The following is a 21219-nucleotide window of genomic DNA, read 5'->3' on the forward strand; positions in this document are numbered from 1 at the left end:
CCTCGTGTGTCGTTGTCCAGGCAGGCAGCCCGGGGCCTGCTACCCACGGACGGTCTGCACCCTCGTCTTCCCTCATCCTAGACGGAGTTCCGGGACTGCCTGGGCGTTGTCCACGGCAGGGGCAGGACGGGAACCGGTTCGCCGGCGGCTGCTCCTTCCGGCGGCACCGCCATGTACCCGTCGGCCCACGCGAGCCCGCGCATCATCCCGGAGCCTGTGTGGGAGGCGGGAAACACGAGGCCGTGGACAATGCTGCACGGCATCAGACGTGTTTTTCCGGGGACGGGCTCTATGTCGGTGCCGGAGAGCATGGGAGTTGCTTCCCGGAAGGGTCGGTTTCCCAGGGCAGCAAGCAGCGGCTCTCCGAGGGTCATGAGTGCCAGCATGGCCGCCAGCGGATTGCCCGGCAGCCCAATAATGAAGCGGCCATCGGGAAGTTCGGCCATCACCGCAGGGTGGCCCGGACGCATGGCGACGCCGTCCAGCAGGAGCCGCCCGCCGAGGGCTTCGACGGCCGCACGGAAGTGGTCCGTCCCGGATTTTCCGGTTCCGCCGGTGGTGATCGTTACGTCGGGCCGCTGCCCGGCTCCGGCGCCGGCCAGCGCTGCCAGCCATTCGTCGTACGAGTCACCGATCCGTGTCTGCCCCAGCGCAATCCCTCCGAGCTGTGGAATGACGGCATTGAGCTGCGGGCCAAAGGCGTCGCGCACCTGTCCGGGCGCTGGCTCACCTGAGGTGATGACTTCCGAACCAGTCAGTACGACGGCGACCCCCGGCTTGCGCTGCACCAGGACCTGGTCGTGTCCCGCCACAGCGGCGAGGGCAAGGTGTGCCGGATTGAGTACCGTTCCGGCAGGGATGAGGATGTCCCCGGCGGTGGCTTCTTCGCCGGCCGGACGGATGTGCCGCCCGGGGCGTATTTCGCCTGGTTGTGCGTCGGGCAGCAGGGTGAGGACTCCGCCGTCGTCTATCCGTCCGCTTTCCTTGCGAAGCACGCTGGTGGCGCCTGCAGGAATGAGGCCGCCGGTGGCGATGACACTGGCTTCGCCGGCAGACAAACGGCGTCCGGACCGGACGACGGTCCAGGGGCCGGTGCCATTGATGGCCCAGCCGTCCATGGCCGACGACGCGTAGTGGGGGAGGTCCATGCGCGCAATGACATCCTGGGCCACGGCACAGCCGACGGCCATATCCAGGCTTGTTGTCGCGGAAGGCAGCGGAACGGCGCAGCGGTAGGCGAGTTGCCGCGCTTCTTCCCATGTAGTGGCGTGGTCCGACCGGACCGGTAACTCCTTGTGTGCAAGCATGGGTGTCCGCTTCCTGGGTGGTGCTTTGTGGTGGGGGCACAGATGCCGGGGACTGCACGGCCTTCCCGTAATTCTGCCGCGCCGTCCCCGGCATCTGTTGGTACGTACTTAAACCCGGTGTACTAGTTCTTCACGTAGCCGTTGGGGTTCAGTACGAACTTAGTTGCCGCTCCAGCGTCGAACTCTGCGTAACCGCGGGGTGCGTCTTCGAGCGGAATCGCCTTGGCGTTCACTGCCTTGGCGATCTGGACCTTGTCGTGGAGGATCGCCATCATGAGCTGGCGGTTGTACTTCATCACCGGGCATTGTCCGGTGGTGAAGGACAGGGACTTGGCCCAGCCGGTGCCCAGGGACAGCGAGAGGGATCCGTGCTTGGCGGCGTCGTCGATTCCACCCGGGTCGCCCGTGACGTACAGGCCGGGGATGCCCAGGGCGCCACCGGCTGCAGTGATGTCCATCAGGGAGTTCAGCACGGTGGCCGGAGCCTCGTGGGAGGCATCCTTGCCGTGACCGCGGGCTTCGAAGCCCACGGCGTCAACGCCGCAGTCCACCTCGGGCACGCCGAGGATCTGCTCGATCTGGTCCTTGGGATCGCCCTGCGAAACGTTGACGGTTTCGCAACCGAAGGATCGTGCCTGGGCGAGGCGGTCTTCGTTCATGTCGCCCACAATCACGACGGCGGCCCCCAACAGTTGGGCGCCGACGGCGGCGGCGATACCCACGGGACCGGCTCCGGCCACGTACACGGTGGAACCGACTCCGACGCCGGCGGTGACAGCGCCGTGGAAGCCGGTGGGGAAAATGTCCGAGAGCATGGTCAGGTCCATGATCTTCTCAAGGGCCTGGTCGCGGTCCGGGAAGCGCAGGAGGTTCCAGTCGGCGTAGGGGACCAGTACGTATTCTGCCTGGCCACCCACCCAGCCGCCCATGTCGACGTAGCCGTAGGCACTGCCGGGGCGGTCGGGGTTGACGTTGAGGCAGATGCCGGTCTTCTGCTCCTTGCAGTTCCGGCAGCGTCCACAGGAGATGTTGAACGGCACCGAGACGATGTCACCTACTTTGATGAATTCGACGTCGGGTCCCACCTCCACTACTTCACCGGTGATTTCGTGGCCGAGGACCAGGTTCTTGGGCGCAGTGGTGCGCCCGCGGACCATGTGCTGGTCCGAACCGCAGATATTGGTGGTGACTGTCCGCAGAATGACACCGTGCGGGACTTTCCTGCCGACGTTGGCAGGGTTGACGCCGGGCCCATCCTTGAGCTCAAACGTTGGGTAGTCGGTGTCGATGATTTCAACGACACCGGGTTCCTTGTAGGCGACTGCTTTGTTTCCTGACATGGTTACTCCCTGTTCCTTGCTGTTGTTGAACTGCCCGCCCAACAGTCCGAAAGCGGTGCTTCGATGAGAAATACCTCCCCAGGTTTCAGGTCACCGAAGCACCATTCACGGACCGTTGGACGGTTGGTTATGCGGACAAACGGACGCTTCTTTTATGCATTCAGGCCCTCTCCAGCCGGATGATCACGGATTTCGAGGTAGGTGTGCCGCTGGTGTCAGCGACGGAGTCCAGGGGCACCAGGACGTTGGTCTCGGGGTAGTACGCAGCGGCGCAACCCTTCGGCGTCGAGTACGAGACAATGCGGAAGTCCTCGGCGCGGCGATCGACCCCTTGGAACTCGGAGATCAGATGGACCATGTCTCCATCGGCAAAGCCGAGTTCCTTGATGTCCTCGGCGTTGATGAGCACTACACGCCGGCCACCGTGGATTCCCCGGTAGCGGTCGTCCTTGCCGTAGATGGTGGTGTTGTACTGGTCGTGGGAGCGCAGCGTCTGAAGGACCAGCCTGCCGGGCGGGACCTGGATGTACTCAAGCTCATTGCCGGTGAAGTGGGCCTTCCCGGAGGCGGTGTGGAACGTCCTGGCGTCGCGCGGGGGGTGCGGCAGGACGAAGCCGCCGGGGTGCTGGATCCGGGCCTCGAAATCCTCGAAGCCGTCAAACACCGCCTCGATGTGTTTCCTGATCAACGTGTAGTCGTCCCTCATGGCCAACCAGGAGGCGTTGGGGGTGTTGGGCAGCCGGCCGTGACCGTCGGTAAACAACCTGTCTGCGAGGTTGCAGACGATCGCGACTTCGGAGTGGAGGTGATCACTTGCGGGCTTGAGCCTGCCCCGTGAGGCGTGGACTGCACTCATGGAGTCCTCGACAGTGACCCGCTGGTCCCCCGTGCGCTGGGTGTCCTTCTCGGTCCGTCCAAGGGTCGGCAGGATCAGAGCACGTCGGCCCGTGGACAGGTGGGAGTGGTTGAGCTTGGTGGAGATCTGCACCGTCAACCGGGTGTTGGCAAGGGCCTGTTCGGTAACCTCCGAATCGGGGGCAGCCCGGACGAAGTTGCCGCCCATTCCCATGAAGAAGCGGACGTTTCCGTCCCGCATCGCACGGATGGCGGCCACTGTGTCAAAGCCGTGTTCCCGGGGTGAGCGGAACTCGAATTCCTGGTCCAGACGGTCGTGGAAGGTCTCCGGCATCTTCTCGAAGATACCCATGGTGCGGTCGCCCTGGACGTTCGAGTGGCCGCGAACCGGACACACGCCGGCACCGGGCTTGCCGATGTTGCCTTGGAGCAGCAGCACGTTCACAACGTCCCTGAGCGTGGGGACGGAGTGCTTGTGCTGGGTCAGTCCCATGGCCCAGCACACGATCGTGGCATTGGAGGCCAGAAGGCGTTCGCCGGTCGCGTGCAGCTGCTCGAGTGTGAGCCCGGTGGCTTCGACGATGTCGTCCCACTCCACCTTCTCCAGGTAGCGCAGGTATTCGTCGATGCCCACTGTGTGGTCATTAATGAACGCGTGGTCCAGCACTGTCTCCAGGCCAGGAGTCTTGCGGCCTTCGGCCTCGGCTTCCAGCAGGTATTTGCCCAAGCCCTGGAAGAGGGCCTGGTCGCCGCCGGCACGGATCTGCAGGAAGTCGTCGGTGAGCTTAACGCCGGAAACTACGCCCTGAACATGCTGCGGGTTTTCGAAGTGCAGGAGCCCGGCCTCAGGGAGGGGATTCACGGACACGATGACAGCGCCGTTCTTCTTGGCTTTCTCCAGTGCACTGAGCATCCGGGGGTGGTTGGTTCCCGGGTTCTGCCCCGCAACAAAGATCAGCGACGCCGTTTCCAGGTCAGTGAGGCTGACGGAACCTTTTCCGATGCCTATGGTTTCCACCAGGGCCGAGCCGGAGGACTCGTGGCACATGTTGGAGCAGTCCGGCAGGTTGTTCGTGCCGAGGCCACGGACCAGGAGCTGGTAAACGAAAGCGGCTTCGTTGGAGGTGCGGCCCGAGGTGTAGAAGACGGCCTGGTCAGGGCTTTCCAGGCTGCGCAGTTCCTCAGCCATCAGCTCGTATGCGGCGTCCCATTCAATCGGGGTGTAATGGGTGGCGCCCTCTTCCAAGACCATGGGGTGGGTCAGGCGTCCCTGCTGTCCCAGCCAGTAGTCGTCGCGGGTTTTCAGGTCTGCGATGGAGTACTTGGCGAAGAATTCGGGAGTGACACGGCGGCGGGTGGCTTCCTCCGCGACGGCTTTGGCCCCGTTCTCGCAGAACTCCGCGGCGTTGCGCTTTTCATGCTCGGGCCAGGCACAGCCCATGCAGTCGAAGCCGTCCAGCTGGTTGACGGCGAGCAGGGTCTGAACGCTGCGGACCGGACCCATCTGTTCCAGGGAGATCTTCAGCGCGTTCGCGACAGCCGGGATACCCACGGCTTTGGTCTTGGGTTTGGTGACGGTCAGCTTTGACTCGTCGATGTTTCCGTTGGGGGCTTTCGTAGCCATGCGGTTTCCCTTCAGATCCGGGTCGCGGATGCGGCAGCGGCCAGTTGGGCGGGTTCCTGCTGGCTCGCGGCTTCCACGGTGTGCAGGAGCAAGAGGGCGGTGGTGACGGAACCAACGCCGCCGGGAACAGGGGTCAAGGCAGCGGCGACGCCGGTGACGCTGGCTTCGTCAACGTCCCCCACCAGTGAGCCGTCGGGCAGGACGTTGGTTCCGACGTCGACTACTACCGTCTTTTCCGTGACGTGACTGCCGGTCAACAGCCCGGTTCGGCCGGCGGCCACCACCACGACGTCGGCGGGCCGCGTAAACTGCTCCAGCGCACCTGAACGGGAGTGGCAGACGGTGACGGTGGCATCCTTGGCGAGCAGCAGCAGGGACAGCGGCTTGCCCACCACCGCGGAACGTCCGACGACGACGACGTTGCGTCCCGCTACCGGCACCTCATAGTGATCCAGGATCTCCACAACCGAGCGTGCGGTGGCCGGGGCGAACGCGGGCTGGCCGACGGCCAGGCGGCCGAGGCTGAGGGGGTTGGCGCCGTCGATGTCCTTTTCGGGGGCGATAAGGCCCACCAAGGAATCCGCCTTCACCCCGGCAGGCAGGGGAGTCTGGAGGATGATGCCGTGGACCGAAGACTCCACGCTGAGGTCGCTGAGGACCGAGGCCAGGACCTGCTCGGTGGCGTCGCGGCCAAGATCCACGATCCTGCAACCGATGCCGGCCCGTTCGGCGGCGCGTTCGATGGACCGGACGTACCAGAGGGTCGATTCGTCGTCCGTGGCCACCACTACGGCAACCGTGGGGCGGATGCCCTGGCTGTCCAGCGCGTGGGCCTGTTCCTGGGCGCGTTGCTTGATCAAGCCCGCCAGCGGCTTTCCGGACAGCACTTCTGCGCTCATGCGAGGATCCTTTCGCGGACGCGGCGGGAGAGGGTGTCAGCGGCCAGGACCACTTTCTCTTCCAGCCCGTCGGTCTGCCCGGCAAGTCCGGTCCGGACAGCATCGTCCTTAATGGCAACGAGGTTGATGTCGATGTTGATCCGCGCGGTAGTGGCAGCCGCCCGGGCCGCGTCAGCGGCAGCAGCGACGTCGCTGATGACGTTGGGGTTGGCGGCGCCAAAAAGTTCGGAAGCGAGGTCCACGATGTCGCCGGCAACCCTGATGAGCTGGGCCGGTGTTTGTGCGGCCTGGACCAAGGCAGCGTCGATCGCCGCCTTCTTCGCGGCCTTGAGCTCGGCGGTGTCGGAAGGAAGTTTGTAGGAGTCGATGACGCCCTGGAAGGCCTGCTCATCGGCGTCGGCAAGGCCCAAAGCCTCCGCTACCAGCCGGTCGGCTGCGCTGGTGATACGGGCAACCAGTCCTGCATGCTCTGCGTACTTTTCGCCGGTGGTGTACCGGGCAACCATGGCAACCAGTGCTGCACCCTGGGCTGCATGCAACGCCGCCGCCGCTCCGCCGCCTGGTGTGGGTTGGCGGGCGGCGAGCCTGGCCAGATAATCGTTGACTGTTTCTGAACTGATCATGTGTCTTCCTGGGCTGGAGAAAGATAAGGGAAAGACAACGGCCCGGACCCGGTTGCGAGGGAAAGGGGGCCCGGGCCGTGTGTCTTGGACGCCGCGGTTGCGGCAGCAGGACTGACTAGCCCCGGAGGCGGCTCATGGTGGGGTCGTACAGCGGATCCTCGGTGACGGTCGCCTGGATACGGCGGCCGAAGTACTCGATTTCCACGGAGTCTCCCAGTGAGACAGCTGAGGGCAAGTAGGCGTAGGCGATGGGCTTGCGGACCGTGTAACCGTAGGCCGCGCTGGTGACGTAACCCACCGCCTGGTCCTTGTAGAACACCGGTTCCTTGCCCAGCACGAGGCTCCTGCCGTCGTCGACCGTCAAGCAGCGCAGGCGGCGCTTGGAGGTTTCCTCGCTGCGGCCCTCCAGCGCTGCCTTCCCAACGAAGTTCTCCTTGGTCATCTTCACCGCGAAAGCAAGGCCGGATTCGTAGGGGTCGTGCTCCGTGGTCATGTCCGTGCCCCAGGAGCGGTAGCCCTTTTCGAGGCGAAGCGAGCTGAAGGCTGCGCGGCCGGCGGCGATGACACCGAACGGCTGGCCGGCCTTCCACAGTGCATCCCACAGGCGCTGGCCGTTGTCGGCGCTCGTGTAGAGCTCCCAGCCGAGTTCGCCCACGTAGGAAAGGCGCATGGCCGTGACCGGAATTCCGCCGATCACTACTTCCTTGGAACGGAAGTACTTGAGGCCGTCATTGGTGAAATCGTCATTGCTGATGGTGCTGACGAGATCGCGGGCCAGGGGACCCCAGAGGCCGATGCAGCAGGTGCCGCCCGTGGTGTCGCGGACCTGGACCCAGTCCTCGGCGCCGCCGTTGGCGGTCTGGTGGCGGGCAGCCCGGTCAAAGTAGGCGGTGTCGATGTTGCCGTTCGCGCCGAGCTGGAAGGTATCCTCGCTCAGGCGTGCCACGGTGATGTCGCTTCGGATGCCACCGGCTTCGTCCAAGAGCAGGGTGTAGGTGACAGCGCCGGGCTTCTTGGCGAGATCACCGGTGGTCAATTCCTGCAGGAGCTTCAACGCGCCGGGGCCGGAGACTTCCAGTCGCTTGAGCGGGGTCATGTCGTACATGGCCACTGCCGTACGGGTCTTCCAGGCTTCGGCTGCCGCGATGGGGGAGCTGAACATTCCGGACCAGGAGTCGCGGGCCGGTGGCTGCCACTCGTCCGGCATTTCCTTCAGAAGTTCGGCGTTCGCTTCGAACCAGTACGGACGCTCCCAACCGGCACCTTCAAGGAAGTAGCCACCCAGCTGCTTGTGGCGGGCGTGGAACGGGCTGACGCGAAGGTTCCGCGGGGACAGCTTGGGCTGGAGCGGGTGCAGGACATCGTAGATTTCCACGAAGTTCTGCTGGGAAGTTTCGCTGACGTACTCGGGGGTCAGCTGGACCTCTTCGAAGCGGTGGATGTCGCAGTCGCCAAGATCAATCTTGGACTTGCCGTCCACCAGAAGCTCGGCCACGGCACGGGCGATGCCTGCGGAGTGGGTCACCCACACGGCCTCGGCAACGACGAACCCGTCTACCTCCTTGGACTCGCCCACCAGGGAGCCGCCGTCCGGGGTGAAGGAGAAGATGCCGTTGAAGCCGTCTTCGATTTCGCTTTCGCGCAGTGCCGGGAGGATCTGCTTGGTGGCCTCCCATGCCGGCAGGAAGTCCTCCAGAGTGAAGTCGAGGCGGGACGGCATGTTGTGTTCGCTGATGCTCTCCGGCTTGAAGGTGCCGAGCTCGTCGAGGTCAACGGGCATGGGGCGGTGGGCGTACGAGCCGATGCCGTAGCGCTCGCCGTGTTCGCGGTAGTACAGGTCCTGGTCCTGGTGGCGCAGGATGGGCAGCCGGGCGCCGTTGGGCAGTTCGTTCTTGCCCTTCTGCGCGGGAACCGGCGTGGTCTTGACGTACTGGTGCGCCAGCGGGAGCAGCGGAACGGACATGCCGATCAGCTCGCCCACCTTTGCGCCCCAGAAGCCGGCGCAGGACACCACGATGTCCGCGGGGATCACGCCGTCGGCAGTTTCGACGCCGGTGACGCGGCGGTTGGATTGCTCGATACCGGTCACCTCGGTGTTGCCGATGTACTTCACGCCGGCAGCTTCAGTGCGCTTGATGAGCAGCTGGACGGCACGCGCGGCCAAGGCCAGGCCATCGGTGGGTACGTGGAGGCCGCCGAGGATGTCTTCCTCGTTGATGAGCGGGTAGAGCTCCTTGCACTCTTCCCGGGAGAGGATCTTGCCATCGATGCCCCACGCCTGGGCGTAGCCAAGCTTGCGCTTGAGGTCTGCCAGACGGGTTTCCGTGGTGGCAACTTCAAGGCCGCCCACCTGGTTGAAGCAGCTCTGGCCGTCCTCGGTCAGGGACAGGAGCTTCTCCACCGTGTACTTGGCGAAGAGGGCCATGGACTTGGAGGGGTTGGTCTGGAACACCAGTCCGGGTGCGTGCGAGGTGGAACCACCAGGCATGTTCAGGGGACCCTGGTCCAGGACGGTGATGTTGTTCCAGCCACGGGTGACCAGTTCGTCGGCGAGGTTGGTGCCGACGATCCCGGCTCCGATGATGACAATGCGGGGCGTGGATGCCATGAAAGTTTCTCCTGCGTGATTCGGGCGGGGCTTGTGCGGGGCGCTTAGCGGAAGACGACGGTGCTGGTCTGGTCCAGCAGGACGCGGTGTTCGCAGTGCCAGCGGACGGCTCGGGACAGGGCGAGGGCTTCCGCGTCCTGGCCAACGGTGGAAAGGGCCGTGGGACCGTAGCTGTGGTCCACGCGGATGACTTCCTGCTCGATGATCGGGCCCTCGTCCAGGTCTGCCGTGACGTAATGGGCCGTTGCGCCTACCTGCTTCACGCCGCGGTCGTAGGCCTGGTGGTAGGGGCGGGCGCCCTTGAATCCGGGAAGGAAGGAGTGGTGGATGTTGATGGCGCGGCCTTCGAGCTTGCGGCACAGGTCGTCCGAGAGGACCTGCATGTAGCGGGCCAGGACCACCAGGTCCGCCTGGTATTCGTCCACCAGGTCCAGGAGCTTCTGCTCTGCATCGGCCTTGGTGTCCGGGGTGACCGGAACGTGGATGAAGGGCAGCCCGGCAGCCTCTGCCATGGCACGGTGGGTCTCGTGGTTGGAAACCACGGCCACCAGTTCGCCGCCGAGGCTTCCGCCGCGCCAGCGGAAGATGAGGTCGTTGAGGCAGTGCCCGAACTTGGAGACCATCACCAGGACGCGCGGCTTGGTCTCGTCGTGGAAGCTGAACTTCATGTCGAAGCGTTCTGCGATCGAAGCGAACTCGTCCTCCAGCCGCTCCGGGGAGAAGCTCTGGGAACCTGAAAATGCGGTGCGCAGGTGCAGCGTCTGGCGCAGACTGTCGTCGAACTGCTGGTGTTCTTCGATGTTGAAGCCTCGGTCGAAGAGGAAGGTGGTGACTGCCTGCACGATGCCCGGCTGTTCGACGCACGACAATGTGAGTACGAACTTCTGCGCCTGCTCGCCATTGAGCTGGCCGCGTTCAGCTGGAAGAGTGCTGAGGTGTGAGTCTGAAGCCACGAGGGTCATGTGTCCTCCTTAGAAGTTTGCCTAGATATATTCCTGGGATATGAACTGATATATTAGGATTGGAAATCAGCGTATACTGGTGTCCCGGGCAGGTCAATAGATTTCCCGGTTTTGAAGAAGGAGTTGGCGCTGTGGCTACTGGAACTCTTGCAAACATCGGCGATGCCACCAGGAAATCTCTGGCTGACGTGGCCTACGAACGCTTGCGCGACCGGCTCCTCATGCTTGACATCAAGCCCGGCGACATCCTCAATGACGATCAGCTTGCCAAGGAACTGGAGGTCGGGCGGACGCCTGTCCGCGAGGCGCTGAAGCGCTTGGAACTCGATCGTCTGGTCATTACCTATCCGCGGCGCGGGACGTTCGCTACCCGGGTGGAAGTGACTGATCTGGCCTTTATCTCCGAAATCCGGGCCCAGCTGGAGCCACTTGCGGCCGCACGTGCCGCGAGGGTCGCTTCCGCTGACACCAGGGAACACCTGCGAAGCGTGATGAGGGCTGTTGAGGGCTTCGATGTCAACGCGGCCTCGGTTGTTGAGACGTTGCGCCTCGATGCAAGCGTCCATCAGGGTATCTACGCCGCGGCCGCAAATCCGCATCTGGAGGACGTTCTGATTCGCTACGACAACCTGGCTACGCGTATCTGGTGCATGGTGCTGGATCGCTTGCCGAACCTGGAACACCATGTGCGCGAGCACTTGGACCTGCTGCGTGCAGTCATCGACGGCAATGAAGAAGAGGCTGCGGAGCTTGCCCGGGTTCACGTCAGTGGATTCGAGCAGGCGGTTCGTCAGGCGCTGTTCGCGGCCTAGGTATTACACCTGCCGCCAGAAGCCGCAGGATCGCAGAGCTGGGGTGGTTGACGCCGGCGCGGGGCGATTGCATACTTGACCTCACTAATATATCACCCGGATATCAGGGCTTCTCTGGCAGCATGCCTGCGTCCGATCCGGCGATTTTGATGCGATCACCCCCAAGTCTCCGGAGTATCACGTGACTACACGACACCCTCTTTTCGAACACATTCCGCTCACGGGCAGCAGCCGTGTGAAGCGGGGCATGGCGGAGATGCTCAAGGGCGGCGTCATCATGGACGTCGTTAACGTCGAGCAGGCCCGCATCGCCGAGGACGCCGGTGCCGTGGCTGTCATGGCGCTGGAGCGTGTTCCGGCTGATATCCGCGCCCAGGGTGGCGTGTCCCGCATGTCCGATCCCGACATGATCGATCAGATCATTGCCGCGGTGTCCATTCCGGTGATGGCCAAGGCCCGTATCGGCCACTTTGTCGAGGCCCAGGTCCTGCAGTCGTTGGGTGTGGACTACATCGATGAGTCCGAGGTGTTGACCCCGGCGGATTACATCAACCACATCGACAAGTGGAACTTCACTGTTCCGTTCGTTTGTGGTGCCACCAACCTGGGTGAGGCGCTGCGCCGCATCAACGAAGGTGCTGCGATGATCCGTTCCAAGGGCGAAGCCGGTACCGGGGATGTGTCCAACGCGACCGGTCACATGCGTAAGATCCGTGCTGAGATCGCGAAGCTTTCGGCTCTTCCCGAGGACGAGCTGTATGTTGCGGCCAAGGAGTTGCAGGCCCCGTACGAGTTGGTGAAGGAAGTTGCTGCCACGGGCAAGCTTCCGGTGGTGTTGTTCACCGCTGGTGGCATCGCGACTCCGGCTGATGCTGCGATGATGATGCAGCTCGGCGCTGATGGTGTGTTCGTCGGTTCCGGTATCTTCAAGTCCGGCAACCCCGCAGAGCGTGCGGCCGCCGTCGTCAAGGCCACTGCCTACTACGACGATCCTGACGTGATCGCCAAGGTCTCCCGCGGCCTGGGCGAAGCCATGGTCGGCATCAACGTCGACGAAATCCCCGAACCCCACCGCCTCGCAGAGCGCGGGTGGTAGCCGTGCTCGGACAGACAAAGCCGGCCAGGACCGTAGAGGGACGGGCCTTGCGCAAGGACTGGGCCCAGTTGACGGGCCACGTGGTCGAAGTGTGGTTGAAGGGCGATCGCGTCATGACCGGGGTGGTGGAGCAGGCGGCGGCCGATGACTCCGTCCTCTGGATCGCGGCTCACGGGGCGGACCGGCGGAAGCTTTTCGATCAGTCCACGGGGTACGAGGTGTGGGCGTAGCCCCGCGCACGTGCCAAACTCAGGCCTCGTCCTCCGGCCTGGCAGTGAGGATGCGTTGGGCCCTCTTCTGCAGGATTTCCAATGACTCCTTGATAAGGGGCGAAGCGATGCTGCCCCTGCGTACGGCCGCCACGATACGGCGGGCCGGTTTTCCTTTGCCGGTTATGCGCAACCGGACCACATTTTCGGCGTTGTGCAGCGGCGCCAACCGCGGCAGCAGGCCGACGCCGAGCCCTGCCCCCACGAAGGCGATCTGGGTTTCCCACTCAACGGCCTCATGCGCGATCCGGGGTGTGACGCCGACGGCGGTGAAGGCCGCGGTGAACAGTGAGTGGTAGGTGGACCCTGCGGCCTCCGTGATCCAGGGCTCCGATGCCAACTCTTCAAGCGTCACGGTTTGGCGCGCTGCCAAGGGGTGGTCGCCGGGAATGATGACGTCCAAAGGGTCGTCGAGCAGGACGGTTTGTTCGAACCGGGGGTCGTCTTCGCCGTATGTGTCGGACTGCATGGCAACTATGACGGCGAGGTCGATGCGCTCTGCCACCAGCAAGTCGAAGCACCGTGATGGATTTGCCTCCAGAACCTGCACCTCCAGAAGGGGGCGGCTGGAGCGCAGCGTAGCGGCGAGGGGCGCGAGCAGCTGTGCCGCCGCCGTCGAGAATCCACCCAGGCCGAAGTGCGACTGCACCTGGTCGCCGGCTTCCATGGCCGCTGCGCGCAGGCTCTCCCATTCGGCGATCAGGCTGTCTGAACCGTTGACCAGAAAGCGTCCCGTGGCAGTCAGCCGCACGCCCCGGCCGTCCTTGGTGAGCAGCTGCATTCCCAGCACGCGCTGGAGTTCACGAAGCTGCGCGGAGACGGCGGAAGGGGAATATCCCGTGAGTTCGGCTGTGGCCCCGACAGTGCCGCAGCGGGCGAACACGCGGAGGGTAATAAGCCTCTGATCGATCATGAGAACATCATGCACCTAATGTGCAGGGTTATCTCCTAAATATTGCGCTTTTGTTGCAGTTCAATCGTCCCTAATCTCTTACTACGAAGACTTCGATAACGCCGCTTGCGATGATGCATCCGCGGTCCCCAAGAATCAGACATTTACCCAGCCTCCCGGGAGGAAACCCATGACTGCTCAAGTGAACGCGCCCCTGAATTCACGCGGAAAACTCGCCTCGACATTGCCTGCGGAGCAGCTGGCCGAGATCAGCGCACTGTTCGAGTTCCGGCGCGCCGGCTACTCCCTCGACGCCCCTTTCTACACCGATCCCACGATCTTCAAGATCGACATGGAAGCCATCTTCGGCCAGCACTGGATTTTTGCCGGTAGCGTCGCCGAACTGCCGGAGCCGGGCGACTACATCACGGTGGATTACGGGCCGTACTCGCTGATCGTCCTCCGCAACGACGACGGCGAAGTCAACGTTCTGCACAACGTATGCCGCCACCGCGGTGCACGCGTCCTTACCGAAGCTGCCGGTTCCACCGGAAACCTGGTTTGTGGCTACCACTCCTGGACCTACTCGCCGGAGGGCAACCTGATCCACGCCTCCGCCCCCGGAGAGGCCAAGTTCGACAAGAACTGCTTCGCCCTCAAGCGTGCCCACAGCCGTGAGGTTGCCGGCCTCATCTTCGTTTGCATCGCGAATGAGCCGCCCGCGGATTTCGACGAGACCTCCAAGATCTTCGAGCCCTACCTGGCACCCCACGATCTCGCCAAGACGAAGATTGCCTACCAGCAGAACATCATCGAAGAGGGCAACTGGAAGCTCGTCATGGAGAACAACCGTGAGTGCTACCACTGCGACGGACACCCGGAGCTCGCCTGTTCCCTTTTCCCCACCTGGGGCCTGACTGAGGGACTGATCCCGACCCACCTTGAAGAGGTATGGGACCGCAACAAGGAAGCCCAGTCCTCCCTGGAAGAGCGCTGCCGCCGTTACGGACTGCCCTACGAGGTAGTCGAAGAGCTGGACACCCGTATTGCAGGTATCCGCATTTCGCGCGAATCCCTGGACGGCGAAGGCGAATCCTTCTCCCCTGATGGGCGCAGGCTCTCCAAGAAGCTGCTCGGCGACCTGCCCGACTTCCGCCTTGGTCGGTGCTCCATGCACCTGCAGCCCAACAGCTGGTTCCACTTCCTGGGTGACCACGTCATCACGTTCGGCGTTTTCCCCATCAACGAACACCAGTCCCTGGTCCGCACCACCTGGCTCGTTGCCGATGACGCGGTTGAAGGCGTGGACTACGACCTCGACAAGCTCACCTACACCTGGAAGCAGACCAACATCCAGGACAAGGCATTCGTCGAACTGTGCCAGACCGGTGCAGGAAGCCCCGCCTACGAGCCCGGCCCCTACATGAAGAGCGAATACCAGGTTGAAGCCTTCATCAACTGGTACGTGCAGCGCGTGCAGGAGCACTTGGCATGATTGAACTCCTCACTGAAACGGCCATCCAGGAGCCACAGCGGATCCGCGGCCTTGAGATGCCATGGAACCGTGTCATGGGCAGCACCGAGGCACCCGCCCGCGCTGCCCGCGCCCTGGGGCCATGGCACCCGCAGGAGTTCATGGCCGAGTGCGTGGAGACCGTGCCCGAAGCAGGCGGGCTGATGACGTTCGTCTTCCGCCGCTGCGACGGCGCACCCCTTGCCTTCCGTGCAGGGCAGTATGTCAACATCGCCTTCCCCGTGAACGGCGAGGACCAGGATCCGGTGGACCGCAGCTATTCGCTGTCCAGTTCACCCACTGAACCCTGGACCTTCAGCATCAGCGTCAAGCGCGACGCCGGCGGCCTGGTGTCGCCTTGGGTGCATGAAAACGTCAAGCCCGGTACGGTCCTGGAGATGCTCGGTCCGGTGGGAGCATTCCACCTGCCCGACGCCGACCGGCGCGCGCGGTACCTCCTGCTGGCTGCCGGCGCGGGCATCACGCCCATCATGTCCATGGTGCGGACCATCCACTCACTGCCCGGGCACGCCGACGTCGTAGTCCTCTACCACGGGGCGGAGGCAGGCGGCTTCGCCTTCCACCGCGAGCTGGCCTACATCGCCTCCGTGGATTCGCGCATCCGGGTGTTCTACTCCCTGGGTGACCGCAACAAGCCCGAAGGCTGGGAAGGTCTCAGCGGCCGTCTGACCGCGGCCATGATCGATGAAGTGGCGCCGGACGCCAACGGACGCCAGGTATATGCCTGCGGTCCCGAGGGATATCTGAATACGGCCACCGAGCTCCTGAAGAAGGTAGGGGTGGACGACACCTCGATCTACATGGAGTTCTTCTCGGGTGACCGCCAGACTCTCCTCGAATACGCGGCCGAGGTGGCCCTGGCCGCCGACATTGCCGAAGAAATCGCTGAAGAGATTGCCGATTCGGCCGAGGACTACTTCGAAAGCCAGCCCGCGGCCTTCGGGCTGTACGAGCCCGGCTACGACGCCGACGGAACCTTGGAAGCCACAGGACTGCCGCTCGAAGCGCTCGACGCCGAACCGTCAGGTTCCGCTGCCGACGCCGGTCCGGTTGCCTCGCCGGAGCCAGAGGCCGCAACTCCTGATGCCTCGAGTTTCGACACCGTGGGAACCGGTAGCCTCACCCTGTCCTTCCTGCGCACCGGCGTCAACGTGCGGATCGACCCCAGCGAGCACATCCTGGAGGTGGCCCAGCGGGCCGGCGTCCGGATCGGTGCCAATTGCAAGGAAGGAATGTGCGGTTCCTGCAAGGTGGTCAAGCTGTCAGGCGAGGTTGAGATGAACCACCAGGGTGGTATCCGGAAAAGGGAAATCGACGCCGGCAAGTTCCTGCCGTGCTGCTCCACGGCAACCACGGACATGGTGATCGACGCCTAACCCCACCCAACCAAGTAGCAGAAGAGCGCGTTTTGATTCCTCAAAACGCGCTCTTCTGCTGTTCGGTCGGCTTAGCGGAGGCCCGCGCTGTGGGCCAGCGCAATGGCCTCCGTGCGGGACCGGACATCCAGCTTTCGGAAGAGGTTCCGGAGATGGAATTTCACGGTGTTTTCGCTGATGTTCAGTTCCGCGGCGATGGCACGGTTGCGCTGCCCTGCCGCCAGGGACTGCAGGACTTCCAGTTCCCTTGAGGCCAGACCCCACGCCGCAACGTCCCCTGCAGGCGCAGATGGTGGATCCAGCGGCAATGACACGGAGATGTCGGCTCCCCACCCTTGCATGACGTCCACGCTCATCCTGCCGTTGAGCGCCTGCACCTTCTGGCGGAGCCGCTCCATGTTGGTGGCATCGGGCGACAGCTCGCCCCGCCCGTCGTCCCGGACATTGATCAGCAGGTTCTCCCCGTCGCAGTCCCATTGGGCCCGGACCCGGTGCACGTCCGGTTGCTCGGCGATCGCCAGGACCAGGCCGCGCACCACGGCCCTGGCTGCGTGGGCCACTTCTCCCGGGAGGGCCCGTCCGTTGGCTGGCGGCTCAATGAACTGGATATCGATGTTGCTGAAGTGCATCAGCGGGCGGAGGTCCTCACGAAGCCTTTCGAACGCTGAGCTCACAGGTTCTTCCACCAGGTCGCTTGTACGGTCGTTCAGGGTCCGGAGGCTGATCAGCGCCTTGACAGTCAGGTCCGTCACGAACGTCCGGGCAGCATGGTCATCCATGGAGTTGGAACGCAATGCTGCCAGTACTGTTTCGAGGGTGGTGGAGTGTTGGTCCACCAGTTCCGCCGTCACGCGGATCCGTTCCGCTGACGCGGCCCGGGACTCCAAAAGATACGACGGCGGTGCGTCACTGACCTTCTCCTGGATGCGGGCCGCTGTGAGTTCCCAAAGGTAGGTGAGGACCCGCAGCGCTTCGTTGTCCTCTGCCAGAACTGGATCAGTCAAAACCAGGAGGGCGTTGCTGGGCGGGTAGGCGAGGGCCAGGATGTCGCGGTCCCGTCCCGCGATCACGGCGCGGGAGCGCCACGGCCCTTTCCCGTCCATGACCGCCCGGACATCGTCCATTTCGGGGATGGAGACCCTGCTGACGATTTCTTCGGCGCCGGCCTTCTTTTGAGGCCGGCCCGTGCAGTCTTCGGTGAAGATCACCAGTGCGCTGGTGCTGGCGTATGGCGAAAGAGCAGTCCGCAGGCTGTCGGCTATTCGTGACAGTGGTGCTTGGGAGAGGTCCGCGATGGCGTCCAGAAGTTGCCAAGGGATGGCGGAGGGCAGCGACATGCATCCAACCCTACGGGGAAAACACCACCGCCGCCTACCCAAAAGGATGGTGAAGACTGTTCTTTTTCGGCGTTACACCCACCCTTCCCGGTCGGAAGAATTGCTGTATGCCGCAGAGGCCCGAACCACCTACCGCAAAGGAGTGAGAGTTGCACGTCATCGCAGAACCAGCCACCACCTCAAGCGAAAGCGTTGCTGACAACGCTTCCATGATCCTCGACGAGCTTGCCCGGGTCGCTTCCGGTCTGGACTACGGACAGCTCTCACGCCTTGCAGACAAAGTCGCAGGGGCGGAACGGGTCTTCCTGGCAGGAGCCGGCCGGAGCGGGCTTGTGCTCCGCATGGCGGCGATGCGGCTGATGCACCTGGGTCTGACGGTCCACGTGGCCGGCGACACCACAACACCGGCCATTACTGAGGGCGACGTGCTTGTGGTGGCCTCGGGTTCAGGGGCCACGTCCGGCGTGGTCAAGGCAGCCGAAACAGCACTCGCCGCCGGGGCAGGGGTTGCTGCGGTGACCACCAACCCTTCGTCCGCCCTGGCGGGCCTGGCCGACGCGCTGGTGGTCATTCCGGCGGCGCAGAAGACAGATCACGGTTCCGCTGTCTCCCGCCAATACTCCGGCAGCCTCTTTGAACAATCCCTTTTCCTGGTGACCGAGTCGGTTTTCCAGACGCTGTGGGAAGCCACAGCCGAACCGGCCGAGAAGCTTTGGTTGCGGCACGCCAACCTCGAGTAGGCGCCGCGATCTTTTCCCCTGCACCAAAGACCACAGCAAGAAACAGACCACCCCAAAAAAGAAAGTAGAACACCATGAAACTGCAGGTTGCACTGGATCTCCTCACCATCGACGATGCCTTGGAACTCGCCGGCAAGGTAGCCGAGCACGTGGACATCATCGAGCTGGGTACGCCCCTGATCAAGGCTGAGGGTCTTGCCGCCGTCACTGCCATCAAGGAAGCCCACCCCGGCAAGATTGTGTTCGCAGACATGAAGACCATGGACGCCGGCGAACTCGAAGCGGACATAGCCTTCAAGGCCGGCGCCGATCTGGTGTCTGTCCTGGGAACTGCGGATGACTCCACGATCGCCGGTGCCATCAAGGCCGCACAGGCCCACAACAAGGGCATCGTGGTGGATCTGATCGGCGTGTCCGACAAGGTCTCCCGCGCCAAGGAAGCCAGGGCCCTGGGTGCCAAGTTCATCGAATTCCACGCGGGCCTGGATGAGCAGGCACAGCCGGGTTACGACCTCCGCGGACTCCTCAACGCCGGGGAAGAGGCCCGCGTGCCGTTCTCCGTTGCGGGCGGCGTCAACGCATCCACCATTTCCGCGGTGCAGTTGGCCGGGGCTGATGTAGCTGTGGCAGGCAGCGCAATTTACGGTGCTTCGGATCCCGAACTGGCAGCAAAGGAACTCAAGGCCGCCATCCAGTAACTGCCGGCTCCCGACTCAACTGCGGGCTCCCAACGCCAGATGGCCCGGGAAAGCGTCCTCATCAGGGCGTTTTCCCGGGCTCCTTGCTGTGATGCGCCCGCTCAACCAACTCCGACATCCACGGACGTTGCCCGTGGTGGACAGTCAAGCCGTCGGGGATGCCCTGCACTGAGGCTTCGGTGCCGGAGGCGTCAATCGTGATCCGGGCACTGCCCATGGGCGCGTTGCGGATGTGCAGGTCCCCGAACGACGCCGGCAGCACGGGATCAAGCCAGATGCCGCCCAGGGAGATATGGGTGTCATAGCGCATCAGGCTCATGACCAGGTGGATGGGTGTGGTGGCAGCCCATGCCTGGGGCGAACAGGCCGTGGGATAGGGGACTGGCTCGCGGAACTGTGAGCGGTCAAAGCCGCAGAAGAGCTCCGGTAAGCGGTCGCCTGAGATCTCTGCTGCTTCAAGCATCGCCGTGGCAATCCGCTGTGCTTCCTCCACGAAGCCGTACCGCAGCAGCCCGGAAACTATCAGGGCGTTGTCGTGCGGCCATACCGATCCGTTGTGGTAGCTGGCGGGGTTGTAGGCGCCCATGTCCTTGGCAAGGGTGCGGACGCCCCAGCCGCTGAACATTTCGGGGGACATCAGCCGCTCCACCACTGCAGGCGCCTTGTCCTCGTCGATCAACCCAAACCACAGGCAGTGGCCCATGTTGGAGGCACACGCGTCCACTGGTCTTTTGTCGCGGTCAAGGGCCACGGCGTAGTAGCCCTTGTCCGGCAACCAGAACTGCTCGTTGAACTTCGTTTTCAGGTCTTCCGCGCGTTGGCGCAGGCTTTCCGCCAAGGCGAGGTCGCCGTCGTCGTATGCCATCCAGGCGCGCGCCACATAGGCGCCGTGCACGTAGGCCTGGACCTCGCAGAGCGCCAGCGGTGGCTGGGCAAGCGTGCCGTCCGCGAAGTTGATGCCGTCCCAGGAGTCCTTCCAGCCTTGGTTGATGAGCCCGTGTTCGTTGGGCCGGCCGTATTCCACAAAACCGTCGCCGTCGCGGTCCCCGTAGTCCTGGATCCACTGCAGGGCGCGGTCGGCGTGGGGAAGGAGGGATGCGATGGCGTCCTTGCCGAAGCCCCAACGACTGACCGAGCCCAGGACCACTACAAACAGCGGTGTGGCGTCCACGCTGCCGTAATATGCTGACTTGCCGCCCAAGGCCAGGCCTCCGGAGACCCCGAGCCGGACTTCGTGCAGGATCTTGCCGGGTTCTTCTTCAGTGGCCTCATCCACCACGGTGCCCTGGCGATCGGCCAAGGTGCGCAAGGTGCCCAAGGCCAGGGAAGGGTCCACAGGCAGTGCCATTTCCGAGGCCCACAGGGAATCGCGGCCGAACAACGTCATGAACCACGGCGCACCTGCGGCTACAACCACTCGCTCGGGATGGTCCGGGTCTTGGATGCGGAGCGCACCCAGGTCCTCGTAACTGCGGCGCAAGGTGTCTTCGATCGACCGGTTGCTGAGCTGAACAGCAGGGATCCGGGCTACCCAGTCCTGCCGTCGCTGGTCGCTGGGCGAGAGGCCGCCCTGGTCCTGGTGGGTAAACGTGGCCCCCGCTCCGGTGCCCTGCGGTTTCGGAACGACGCTGGCGCGGGTACTCCAGCTCCCGTAGGGAGGAATTTTCGCCGTGAAACCCAATGCTTTTGCCCCGGCCCCGGCCCCATCGGCACGAATGACAACGCTTTTCCGGATGTCCTCCCATTTTCCCCGGATTTCGATGGAGTCGCCGTCGGGCAGGTGCGTTTCGGTCCATTGACGCGTAATCCGGGCTTCCTTGACTTCAAAAAGGTCGGCAAAATCCGAGTCTGCGGAGAGCAGTATGCGGCATTGAGCCATTTGGTTCGAGTAATTTCGCACGGTAATTTCTTCGCGGATCCCATTTCCCACTTCCCGCAGCCTCTCCACCAGTAAAGGGCTGTCCGCATGGCCGTCGGGGCGGGGTACCCGGCCCACAAAGAAGGCGCGGTAGGGCTCCCTGGTTTCTGCTGCCAGGGGTTCGATGACTTGTCCATTTACGGTGAGTTCCCAGGTGGACAGGATCCGGGTGTCGAGGTGGAAGACACCGTGGGGTACATCGGAATGAATATCCCCGTTTGCGGCGGAAATACAGAAGGATGAGCCTTCAACCAAAGTCACCGTGCCTGAGCCGAGGGGGCCGGCTGCTGTGTCAGCATTCCATCCAGCCACGTGATGCTCCTTATCCG

Annotated in this window: 17 protein-coding genes; 7 read left to right on the forward strand and 10 right to left on the reverse strand. The window is 63.7% G+C overall.

Annotated features, from left to right (window positions below):
• Window positions 1–77: 77 nt before the first annotated feature.
• The 7 genes from ACFVSI_RS09465 to purU form a co-directional block, all read right to left on the reverse strand.
• Window positions 78–1307 carry a molybdopterin molybdotransferase MoeA gene (locus ACFVSI_RS09465; RefSeq protein ID WP_387822355.1) on the reverse strand — a complete coding sequence of 410 codons (1230 nt, stop codon included), beginning with the start codon at window positions 1305–1307 and terminating at the stop codon, window positions 78–80.
• 122 nt (window positions 1308–1429) lie between these two features.
• Window positions 1430–2647 carry a formaldehyde dehydrogenase, glutathione-independent gene (gene fdhA / locus ACFVSI_RS09470; protein WP_387822357.1) on the reverse strand — a complete coding sequence of 406 codons (1218 nt, stop codon included), beginning with the start codon at window positions 2645–2647 and terminating at the stop codon, window positions 1430–1432.
• A 160-nt stretch (window positions 2648–2807) separates the two neighbouring features.
• Window positions 2808–5126 (reverse strand): FdhF/YdeP family oxidoreductase, encoded by a 2319-nt coding sequence (locus tag ACFVSI_RS09475; protein ID WP_387822360.1) that lies wholly within the window; start codon window positions 5124–5126, stop codon window positions 2808–2810.
• Between the two features lie 11 nt (window positions 5127–5137).
• Window positions 5138–6025: a bifunctional 5,10-methylenetetrahydrofolate dehydrogenase/5,10-methenyltetrahydrofolate cyclohydrolase gene (locus tag ACFVSI_RS09480; protein WP_387822363.1), complete on the reverse strand. Its 888-nt coding sequence runs from the start codon at window positions 6023–6025 to the stop codon at window positions 5138–5140.
• Window positions 6022–6648, reverse strand: a complete 627-nt coding sequence (locus ACFVSI_RS09485; RefSeq protein ID WP_387822365.1) for a cyclodeaminase/cyclohydrolase family protein — start codon at window positions 6646–6648, stop codon at window positions 6022–6024. Before ACFVSI_RS09485 ends, ACFVSI_RS09480 begins: the two co-directional genes overlap by 4 nt.
• A gap of 115 nt (window positions 6649–6763) precedes the next feature.
• Window positions 6764–9256 (reverse strand): FAD-dependent oxidoreductase, encoded by a 2493-nt coding sequence (locus tag ACFVSI_RS09490; protein WP_387822368.1) that lies wholly within the window; start codon window positions 9254–9256, stop codon window positions 6764–6766.
• A 44-nt stretch (window positions 9257–9300) separates the two neighbouring features.
• Window positions 9301–10218: a formyltetrahydrofolate deformylase gene (purU, locus tag ACFVSI_RS09495; protein WP_387822371.1), complete on the reverse strand. Its 918-nt coding sequence runs from the start codon at window positions 10216–10218 to the stop codon at window positions 9301–9303.
• Window positions 10219–10349: 131 nt separating this feature from the next.
• On the opposite strand from purU, the gene ACFVSI_RS09500 reads away from it, so the two are divergent.
• From ACFVSI_RS09500 to ACFVSI_RS09510, 3 genes are all read left to right on the forward strand, one after another.
• Entirely contained in the window at window positions 10350–11030 is a 681-nt protein-coding gene (locus ACFVSI_RS09500) for a GntR family transcriptional regulator (protein ID WP_144661828.1), read from the forward strand.
• Window positions 11031–11211: 181 nt separating this feature from the next.
• A complete protein-coding gene (pdxS, locus tag ACFVSI_RS09505; protein WP_144661829.1) occupies window positions 11212–12126 on the forward strand; it encodes a pyridoxal 5'-phosphate synthase lyase subunit PdxS in 915 nt (304 codons plus the stop codon).
• Between the two features lie 2 nt (window positions 12127–12128).
• Window positions 12129–12356 carry a hypothetical protein gene (locus ACFVSI_RS09510; protein WP_387822375.1) on the forward strand — a complete coding sequence of 76 codons (228 nt, stop codon included), beginning with the start codon at window positions 12129–12131 and terminating at the stop codon, window positions 12354–12356.
• Between the two features lie 19 nt (window positions 12357–12375).
• Here ACFVSI_RS09510 and ACFVSI_RS09515 read toward each other — a convergent pair whose 3' ends face one another.
• Window positions 12376–13308, reverse strand: coding sequence for a LysR family transcriptional regulator (locus tag ACFVSI_RS09515; protein ID WP_387822378.1), 933 nt, complete (start codon window positions 13306–13308; stop codon window positions 12376–12378).
• Between the two features lie 169 nt (window positions 13309–13477).
• Here ACFVSI_RS09515 and ACFVSI_RS09520 point away from each other — a divergent pair, with 169 nt between their 5' ends.
• On the forward strand, window positions 13478–14782 hold the full coding sequence (locus tag ACFVSI_RS09520) for an SRPBCC family protein (RefSeq protein ID WP_387822380.1): 1305 nt from the start codon (window positions 13478–13480) through the stop codon (window positions 14780–14782).
• Window positions 14779–16197 carry a ferredoxin reductase gene (locus ACFVSI_RS09525; RefSeq protein WP_387822383.1) on the forward strand — a complete coding sequence of 473 codons (1419 nt, stop codon included), beginning with the start codon at window positions 14779–14781 and terminating at the stop codon, window positions 16195–16197. The genes ACFVSI_RS09520 and ACFVSI_RS09525 overlap by 4 nt, the downstream gene beginning before the upstream one ends.
• Window positions 16198–16268: 71 nt before the next feature.
• Here ACFVSI_RS09525 and ACFVSI_RS09530 read toward each other — a convergent pair whose 3' ends face one another.
• On the reverse strand, window positions 16269–17534 hold the full coding sequence (locus tag ACFVSI_RS09530) for a LuxR C-terminal-related transcriptional regulator (RefSeq protein ID WP_387822385.1): 1266 nt from the start codon (window positions 17532–17534) through the stop codon (window positions 16269–16271).
• Window positions 17535–17683: 149 nt separating this feature from the next.
• On the opposite strand from ACFVSI_RS09530, the gene hxlB reads away from it, so the two are divergent.
• Window positions 17684–18274: a 6-phospho-3-hexuloisomerase gene (hxlB, locus tag ACFVSI_RS09535; RefSeq protein WP_387822388.1), complete on the forward strand. Its 591-nt coding sequence runs from the start codon at window positions 17684–17686 to the stop codon at window positions 18272–18274.
• A 74-nt stretch (window positions 18275–18348) separates the two neighbouring features.
• Entirely contained in the window at window positions 18349–18972 is a 624-nt protein-coding gene (gene hxlA, locus ACFVSI_RS09540; RefSeq protein WP_387822391.1) for a 3-hexulose-6-phosphate synthase, read from the forward strand.
• Window positions 18973–19033: 61 nt separating this feature from the next.
• Here hxlA and ACFVSI_RS09545 read toward each other — a convergent pair whose 3' ends face one another.
• Complete coding sequence (locus tag ACFVSI_RS09545; protein WP_387822394.1) at window positions 19034–21202, reverse strand: glycogen debranching N-terminal domain-containing protein; 2169 nt, start codon at window positions 21200–21202, stop codon at window positions 19034–19036.
• Window positions 21203–21219 lie beyond the last annotated feature (17 nt).

The sequence above is a fragment of the Paenarthrobacter sp. NPDC057981 genome (assembly GCF_042886835.1).
Taxonomy (GTDB): Bacteria; Actinomycetota; Actinomycetes; order Actinomycetales; family Micrococcaceae; genus Arthrobacter.